Annotated in this window: 1 protein-coding gene; it reads right to left on the reverse strand. The window is 44.5% G+C overall.

The window, feature by feature from the left end; genetic code table 11:
* On the reverse strand, positions 1–236 hold a 236-nt coding region (locus tag FS628_RS32380), incomplete at both ends, for a hypothetical protein (protein WP_222125355.1).

Consider the following 236-nt stretch of genomic DNA (forward strand, 5'->3'; position numbering starts at 1 on the left):
AATCCGAATGAGGATCGCGTAGTTCGCGCGTTTCCGCGCAGCGTCTAATTGAATCAATGCCAGCAAAAATGGAATGAGAAGGGAGAATGGGGGAAGAGGGAGATCGAAAGGAGGAAACTCGGTATATGCAATGATACGTTTGAAAAAATTGATGGTTAATTGAATGGTGATTAGAAAGAAGATGGGAGTGTTGACGATAGGTGTGAAGAGATTTTGCAGGACTTGCGCTGCTGTGA

The organism is Paenibacillus xylanexedens, assembly GCF_007676705.1.
Classification (GTDB): domain Bacteria; phylum Bacillota; class Bacilli; order Paenibacillales; family Paenibacillaceae; genus Paenibacillus; species Paenibacillus xylanexedens_C.